This window comes from Photorhabdus kayaii, from assembly GCF_025384895.1.
Classification (GTDB): Bacteria; Pseudomonadota; Gammaproteobacteria; order Enterobacterales; family Enterobacteriaceae; genus Photorhabdus; species Photorhabdus kayaii.
This window is the reverse complement of record NZ_JAJAFZ010000107.1, coordinates 1-8,714: the sequence shown is the minus strand read 5'-3', so window position 1 is coordinate 8,714 and position 8,714 is coordinate 1. Positions and strand designations below refer to the sequence as shown.

Genomic DNA, 8,714 nt, shown 5'->3' with positions numbered 1-8,714 from the left:
TAGCCATTATTAAAATCTCAGGGCCATATAGTGACATTAATGTAGATAAATTTTTGGGAGAAGCATCGAGTATATCAATTATTCTACCAACAAAATAAAACATACCAGCTTCTATTCCAGCAACAAAACCACTCAACAGCAGCATAAAAAATATAGGTAATTTTGCCTGCTTTAGGTAATGAATAATAAATTTAACTGGTGAGCTTGGTGGCATATCCCCAATAGAGTCAAAAGGTTTAACCCAATCAGAAAACAACTCATTAATTTTAAATTTTTTAAACATAATAAATATCATCTATGATTTTGATTATAAAAACAATTATTTTTTAATAAAATATATTTTCCTATGCCATTTTTAGAATCCATAAATCGAAAATATCCTGATAGAAAATATCATTATGGATCATTAGACTGGCAGATCTAGCATCTCGACAAAACATTTCAGCACCAAATTCATCAAAAGGAGTAATGATATATTTTGAGCCTAATATATCTTCAAGAAGATGTGATGCCTTACGAATATTTTTTGAAACTTCTGTCTTTACAATATTTAGCGAAAGTTTACGAGAAGCACCAGAGATATTGTAATTTTTGTATAAACAGTCTTGGATAATACATTTGTTATTATATTCTAACGCAATAATCTGAGATAGACGATTTCTAAATAGTGTATCATATGATTTTTTATTTAAAATACTATTTTTTTTCCGGATTGAATTTCTTATACGACTAAGTATACCTGCAAGTCCGCCACAATAAGAAGACATCCATCCTATATGTGCAATTGGAACAAAAATTGATGAAAATATTGTTGAAAGGTTACCTATTATCTGAGAATGATTAATATAAGTATCAATCTCGATTGGGCCACTAGAGGTTGATTTATTGCTACTCAGAGAGTAACCATCGGTAAATTTTATATATTCTTTCGGAAGTAACACTAAATTTCTGTCAAAAGACAAACTATCTTCACATCTCATAGAAACAACAAAAAAATCAGCATGGTACCTATAACTACAAACTGGAACACTTCGTATTAATCTTAGTTTATTTTCTTCTTCAGATAAACTGTTATTCCCTTTTTTGTTATCCTCAGAAGTGGCAGAAGCAATTAGTGATTGATTGCATAAGATCTGTTCATATGTTTTAGGTGATAGTTTATGGATTATATTTATTTGTTGATTATGCATAACCCAACAAATAGATGCAGAAATAGAATATCTTCCAATAATAGACGCTATACAACTAAATAAGTTGGCAGATTCATAATCAGTGATGAGGTGATAAAGGGCATTATTTTTTTTTAATTGATTAAAATAATCACTAGGAAATACACTATTATAATCACAATCTTGGAAGTATTTTAGTCCAAACTTTTTAAGAATAGACTCATGAAGAACCTGAATATTATTCAATGACTATCTCCTGAGCAGGTTCTCGAATCAAAAAATTTGCAAGACCTGTATTAGCGGCATAAGCTCCACAATTGTAAATTCTTAAAATATTTCCTGGATACAATTGTGGTAATAATGTATTTAGCGTTAAATAATCAGCTGGTGTACACAGAGGGCCATATATAGCTGTAGGTAACATCATATTATCACTTTTATTGTTGGGAATGTGAAACTCTGGTTGTTGTCTAATCAACCTGCCACTTGCTGAAATTCCATTCATAATATTTATGCCGGCACTTATGATCAATATTTGATAGCCATTTCTTTTCTTAGTGTCTAAAATTTCTGTCTCTAAAATACCACATGATGCAACTAAATATCTTCCAAATTCAAAGCAAGATTCAATACCTGATAAAATACCTTCAACCCTATCAGGTGTAAGAATTGGTTTTCCTGAATGCATAAATGGCCATTCTAAGCCTCCTCCATAATTAACATACTTTAACTTATAACCTATAATAGACTCTATCTCAGATACGATTTCATTTGTTTTAATAACAGATGCTCTAAATTCAGCTTCTTTTATTTGGGTACCACTATAAATATGAACTCCATACACACTATAATCACTATTTCTTATATGCGTCCTTACTTCGTCAAGTGTGATGCCAAATTTAGAATTTGGCATCATCATATTTAATCTTCCGTTATTATTAGGGACAAATAACCGCAAGATATAATTAAGATTTTTCTTTATTTTTTTTTCAACGAAACAAATTCTCTCAAGTTCAGATAGTGACTCTAAACTGAAATAAACAACACCTTTTTCTGTTGCAGAATATATATCTTTGATAGTTTTTCCAGGTCCACCATAAACAATATAGGCAGGTTTAAATCCTGCATTTATTGCAGCATCCAACTCTCCTAAAGAGGATACTTCAGCCTCCAAGCCTAGTTGTGATATAAACGTTAAGATTTTAGGATTAGGATTAGACTTAATAGAGTAATAAATTCTATGTGCAGAAATTGACGATGTTAATTCATCATATCGTGCTTTAATTTCACTAAGCTGATATATAAATTTTGTAGTAGAACACTTCATATTCAATCCGGCCTTTTATATTTATAGTTAGAAGTAATCCTTCATTCCGTAGCTATATCTGTAATATGTTGATTTTTAAGTAATCATATAAATTTTATACATATGTTAATTCTTAAATAAAATAATAAATTACGAATGCGGTGTAGAATGCCGGGTAATATCAATATTTATTGACATAGTAAGAGCGATATTAGTTGCAATTGTATCTAACCGTTCGATCAAAAAATGATAAATCTCTTGTACTGTAATAGCAGTATCAGTGATATATTGCACATAACACCCAAAAGCATCATATGAGGCATACAGGTTATCACATTAGAAACTTACAACGTCGCATTTTCTATTCCACTATAATTGTTCTTTGTCCAATAATTTAATTTTCTAATCTTTTATCCCCTCAACATACAAAAAAACTTACTGTTAATAAATCCCAAGTTCCCAATATTTAAAATTCCATTAAAATACTTACAAATAATTTCTACAGAAGGAATAAAAGATAATGTTCCTAAATAGCTAGTTAGATAAAAATGAATTGCTCCATATTTTAGTTGGATTTTAAATCTATAGCGGATTATCACCGTAGTATAGCTTATTAGTTTTCAGTTCAAGGTATTTAGCTGTCATTCCGCAGCTATATCTGTAATATACTGATTTAAAATCGTTTGTATAAAATTTATGCATTTATTAATTCTTAATTAAAACAACAAATTATGAATGCGGTGCGGAATGTCGGATTTAGTATCATCCGGGTTCTTCTCTATCATGCACAAAAGTACATGGATGACGGTAATTGTCAATATTGTTGGCATCATTCATAAAATTAAGCGATCTGTTTTTCGCGTTCAGGATTTAAGGTGACGGTGTCTATCCATTGCCAGTTTCTTGTCTGTCGTGACCAGCGTTCCGGGTGGGCAGCTTTAGCCGGCTGATAGACGGTACAAAATCGCTTTATCCTCACCTCTGTATCGCTGACCCGGTGTCGCTAACTTATCCCACAATGACGATGCGTTTCGTTATACCAGTCGGTAAAATTATCCACCCAGACACAGGATTGTGTCAGATCACTGAAGCCACTTTCCGGCCACGCCGGTACATATTTCAGTGTCCGGAATAATGATTCAGCATAGGCATTGTCGTTGCTGACCCGTAGGCGGCCGTGTGATGGCGTGATAGCTGGTTTCTGTAGTTTGACCTGCAAGGTTTGGGATTTCATTGCCGCGCCATTATCTGCATGCAGGACCAGCGGTTCACGCCTGCATTGTTTCTTCCAGACCGTGCTTTGAACCAGCTCTGCCGCTAATTCACCATGTTCGGCTTCATACACCTCATAACCCACGATTTTCCGGCTGAAAACGTCCATTATCATATACAGATAAAACCAGCGGCCTTTTACTGATGACGCGAGCCAGGTAATGTCCCATACCCAAAGCTGGTTGGGTGCTGTCACTGCCTATGTAGTGTGTTTCCCGGCGCTGCCGCCCCCGGTGATGAACCTCACCATGACGTCGTAATACCCGATAAAACGTGGATTCACGCGCCAGATAAACGCCTTCATCAGTCAGACGGGAAACAATTTGTGACGGAGGCAGGCTGGCATATCCGGTTGGTGGCAAACGGTCAGCATCTGCTACTTTTCCTCCGGAGTTAACCGGTTTGAACCGGTTTGCAGGTGTAGGCCGGATTGCCAACGGCCACTGATCTTCCGGACTTTTCTGCCAGCGCCGCCAGGTACGTAAACTCAACGGGATCTCGTTGAGCGCCATCCTCAACCGGGCTCCGGCACTGACCGCTTTGAGCACCGCCGTTATAATGACCTGACGATCCTCAACACCGGTCAGTCTGCCTCGTTGTCCGTCCCAAAGTGCGCTTGCAACGTCTTTCGCCGCTGCCGCCTCCGCGAGCAGTTCACGCCTGAGTTGTTTGTTTTCTTTCTGGCTTTGTTTCAGTTCTGCTTTTCTGCTTTATCATCACGGTCAGGCGTTTGTAAGAACGTCTGTTTCCATTGTTGAATTTGCTCAAGGTAGAGGCCTTTTTTACGGCAACATTCGGCCTGTTCAGTGGCACTGAGCGTGGCAGTTTCAATAATGACGGCCAGCCGGGCTTCAGCGGGCCATTGTTCTGGGATTTTGTCTGTGCCGGGCATATTGTATGGCAGTAGCAATTTAACCAGCGCGGCAGATTTACGCTCCGGTGAAATACGTGTCATGTTTTTTCTCTCTCAGTATTGTTAATGGGAGTGATAACAATACTGACAGATAGAGATGAACTACCAAACATGGAATAAAGATTATTGTTCGTTTAACTTGAAAGGATGCTACCGCCCTTGAGATAGAGCCTCAAAGCCTAAGTAGTTTTTGCAAATTTTTTAAACTGTAAGTTAAAAATTAATATTTTCCTTGGATTCATATAATAAGCCATCAATCATCGACTACTAATCAGTAGATGAAAAAGATTAATGGATTGAAAATTCAGGTACACATAGGCTAAACGATGCATCCATTATTCGTTCTGAGATTGTCATACAAATCTAATTCAAAATAAATATTCATATATCTGGAGTCCGACTTACTATTCGTCTTATTGGCTTTTTGTGCCTATGAAAATAATATTAAATCACATGTGGTTTTTATTTCTTCTATAAAATATCACTAACTCTTTTTGATTAAAAAAGTTACTAATTTAAAAAATTCATCACTTCTTATTAATAATTTTCAACAAAAAAATATCCTAAAATAAAATTTATTTCAATATTTATTTTAAAAAATAACATTTTATTTACATAAATCACAGCCAAATCGAAAAGTCAACATAAAATATAGAATTTCACTACAGGAAGGCGATTGTAAATTAACCAATTAATCTTTTTGAAATTCATTTACACATTCCTGTAAGTTATTAGGGTACATTAACGTTTGATTAGAGAGAATTTTAACAGCGTAATGTTTTAGCATCGTTATTTTTACGAAGTTAATTACTTTAATAATAATTAGACTCCTTATTAATATAGTACTCACGATATATGAAAGTTCCAATCTCTTTGTCATGCATAAAGAAGTAACTTCATGTCCGATTGCGTGGAAGTCTGCGGGTAACTTCCCTTAAATTATTAGTCCATTTACTTGATATTTTGACATTAGTAGTTTGCTATTATACGATAAGTTTAGTAAAATATTATAATTAAATTAGTGTAAGGATAAAAATAACAGGATAATAAATTGTTTTTTTAAATAGATGTTAACGATTGCGTTCTGGAAAATATCTGTATATATAATATGTGAAGAAGGCTAGTCCTTAATTATTTTTTATTACCCATTTCGATAGAGGCTTTCACGTTGGATGATCGTGGATTTCACAATATCTGGGATATTGTTTTGTATGATAATGAAATATTATCTGATGCCAATAAATTGAATACTTTTTTTTTCGAGGCTATTAAAAAAGCTGGTTTCAGAATAATAGGACATATCTATCATAAATTTACCGATGAGGGAGAAGGTGTCACCGGATTATTCCTTCTTGCCGAATCTCACCTATCGTTTCACACATATCCCGAGACAAGTTATATAAGCATTGATGTTTACACGTGCGGTAAACAAGCTATATGTATACATAATGACATAGAAAACTTTTTCAAGAATAGTAAGAGATTTACTGTTCGCGGTCTAGAAAGAGGAAGTAGACTGGGATTTCGAGAACAATGGAACAGTAAACGCCGTTAAGCGGTCAATTTAAATAGCCAAAAATTGGGTAACCAACTGACACTGTGGATGACCCTATACCCGATTTTGCGCATTTTAGAGGTGGCCGCTTAAGCGGCCACCGAAATCAACCATAAACCGATTCATCGCAGACGCCAGTCTTGAAGCGACATCGTCCATTTTTTTGATGCGGCCTGAATCGCCAGCCAGATCACTTTTTTCATTGAATCATTTGATGGGAATATCTTGCGCCGCTTGATAGCATGCCTGATCACATTGTTCAGTGATTCTATCGCATTCGTTGTATAAATCGCTTTCCTGATTTCAGCCGGGTAGGCAAAGAACGTGGATAAGTTAGCCCAGTTATCTCGCCAGCTACAACTGATTTGCAGATAACGTTCATCCCATTGCTGAGCGGCTTCTTCTGTTGGGGCCCAATAAATCTGTTTTAAGTCTTTTACGACCGCTTTTGTACTTAACCAAAATTCTGGATAAGAAATTGACGAGAAGCCTGTTCCAGGAGCAAAGTTTTGGTGCAGACCCAAAAACAGCTCCGAGGTGGAACAGGCTATGGGCAACTTAGTTGAAATTTTCTGTGATGTCGATGATTTTTGCCGTTTTTTCATCCCTCAATGGGAACAATTTTGTCTCGATAGCGGGCATCGTTTACGCCGCCGACAAGGTCACATGTCTCCCAGTGAAATCATGACCATTTTGATCCTTTTTCATCTGTCACATGGCCGGGATTTTAAATATTTTTATCCAGAACACATTTGGAAATATCACCACAACGATTTTCCCACCTTACTCAGCTATCCCCGTTTTGTCAGTGTGGCACCTTCCGTTTTGGTGCCACTATGCAGCTATCTGACGCAATTAAAAGGAAAACCCACAGGCATTGCTTTTATTGATTCCACCCGTTTGAATGTCTGCCATAACATTCGCATTCCTCGACATAAGGTCTTTGCGGGGATAGCAAAGCGCGGAAAAAATTCAATGGGATGATGTGATGGATGTCCCCTTTTTCAGCGGTAAACAGTACCCTCTTTTTTTCCGATGCACTGAATTTCAGGAGAACAGCTCATGAATACGATCAAAGTGGTTGGCATTGACCTTGCCAAAAATGTTTTTCAGGTCTGCGTCTGGATGGCGGACGGTTCCGTTGCCTCTAACCGAAAGATTTCACGGCAAAAACTCCTTGATGTTGTGCGGACTTTCCCGCCATCAACCGTCATTGCCATGGAGGCCTGTGCCACTTCTCATTATTAGGGGAGAACGTTACAAGCGATGGGCTATACCGTCAGATTCGTCCCCACCCAGCACGTCAAAACCTTTAGCCATCATCAAAAGAACGATGCCAATGATGCGTTGGCTATCTGCGAGACTGCCTGTCGTCCGGGTATCCATTTTGTCCCGGTTAAAACAATAGAACAGCAGGATATTAAAGCACTGCGTAGCGCCCGACAGCTCATGGTGGAGCACCGCACCGCGCTTGCCAATCAACTCTGGGCGTTCCTCGCTGAGCAGGGCGTGATTATTCCCGTTGGCATTCAGTCACTTCAACACCATTTACTTGATGTTCTGGAAGATGAGAACAATGCCTTGTCTTCTGCCCTGCGACGTTTACTTTATACCTCGCGGGAAGATTTATGTGCCCTGAACCTGCGTATCCATGATATGGATAAAGGAATTGCGGCACTGTCTCGCCAGCAACCGGGTTATGACCCTCTGCTCACTATTCCCGGTATCGGTCCCCTTATTGCGGCTGCTTTCGTGAGTGACGTCAGCGCATCTCAATTTGCCAATGGCCGACAACTGTCTGCCTGGTGTGGTTTAGTCCCCCCGGCAACACAGTTCGGGCGGGAAAAATCGTCTCTCTTCCCTGAGCAAACAGGATAATCGTCATCTCCGAACGTTAATTATTCATGGTGCCCGCGCCATGATGCGCGGCGTACAAAAACGGGATGACCCTTTAGGCGAGTGGCTGAGAGCCCTGATTACCCGATGTGGGGCCATGAAAGCCGTGGTTGCTTTAGCCAACAAGCTGACCCGAATTATCTGGCGTGTTCTGACGGATAAGGTTGATTATAATATGAAGAAGACTTTTGCTATCAATTAATTGAATTGAGTGAATCGAAATAGACGCTTTAACCGAGTTTGCAAACACTGATGAAAAAACGGCTATCGGCCCTGCGATAACCTGAGTAAAACCGAGGTAGTTACATACCGATGACGGATGATAAGGAAACAGGGTGCGGATGACATCATGGCGCGAGCAAATAAGCCCTTTATGACGCCGGATATATGGTCGCAAACCGTATCAATTTAGTGCTTGCATAATCGGGGCGTCCATATATCCTTCATTCCGCACCTAATTCAGGAATAAACCGCTTTATATTGTGCGCCTAATAAACTCAAAAGCTCATGGTGGTAAGATTGCATTCCTGTCACCATTTTATGTTCTTGAAATTCAAAGGTGTTGATCCCTTCAAAGGCCAGAAATACCCAACGCGCGGTGGG

The 8,714-nt window shown here is 38.1% G+C and carries 4 protein-coding genes and 4 pseudogenes; 3 read left to right on the top strand and 5 right to left on the bottom strand.

Annotated features, from left to right (window positions below; translation table 11 throughout):
- The 4 genes and pseudogenes from LGZ98_RS22405 to LGZ98_RS22390 form a co-directional block, all read right to left on the bottom strand.
- Positions 1-283, bottom strand: a 283-nt coding sequence (locus LGZ98_RS22405) for a hypothetical protein (protein ID WP_262978613.1), incomplete at its 3' end; no start/stop codon positions are given.
- Between the two features lie 61 nt (positions 284-344).
- Complete coding sequence (locus LGZ98_RS22400; protein ID WP_262978612.1) at positions 345-1,415, bottom strand: hypothetical protein; 1,071 nt, start codon at positions 1,413-1,415, stop codon at positions 345-347.
- The gene (locus tag LGZ98_RS22395; RefSeq protein ID WP_262978611.1) at positions 1,408-2,496 is read right to left on the bottom strand and encodes a type III PLP-dependent enzyme domain-containing protein; all 1,089 of its coding nucleotides are present in this window, start codon (positions 2,494-2,496) and stop codon (positions 1,408-1,410) included. Before LGZ98_RS22395 ends, LGZ98_RS22400 begins: the two co-directional genes overlap by 8 nt.
- Before the next feature lie 820 nt (positions 2,497-3,316).
- Positions 3,317-4,702: pseudogene (locus LGZ98_RS22390) on the bottom strand (IS3 family transposase).
- 1,126 nt (positions 4,703-5,828) lie between these two features.
- Between LGZ98_RS22390 and speD the strand changes: the two are divergent.
- The gene (speD, locus tag LGZ98_RS22385) at positions 5,829-6,215 is read left to right on the top strand and encodes an adenosylmethionine decarboxylase (protein ID WP_262978610.1); all 387 of its coding nucleotides are present in this window, start codon (positions 5,829-5,831) and stop codon (positions 6,213-6,215) included.
- Between the two features lie 75 nt (positions 6,216-6,290).
- Here the strand turns inward: speD and LGZ98_RS22380 are convergent.
- A pseudogene (locus tag LGZ98_RS22380) lies at positions 6,291-6,676 on the bottom strand (transposase); the annotation flags it as partial.
- 88 nt (positions 6,677-6,764) lie between these two features.
- Here LGZ98_RS22380 and LGZ98_RS22375 point away from each other — a divergent pair.
- Positions 6,765-7,196 (top strand): annotated as a pseudogene (locus tag LGZ98_RS22375) (transposase); the annotation flags it as partial.
- Between the two features lie 81 nt (positions 7,197-7,277).
- Positions 7,278-8,313: pseudogene (locus tag LGZ98_RS22370) on the top strand (IS110 family transposase).
- Positions 8,314-8,714 lie beyond the last annotated feature (401 nt).

Excerpts from the sequence above, each read along its gene's own strand:
- LGZ98_RS22395 (WP_262978611.1), bottom strand. The coding sequence starts at position 2,496 with ATGAAGTGTTCTACTACAAAATTTATATATCAGCTTAGTGAAATTAAA.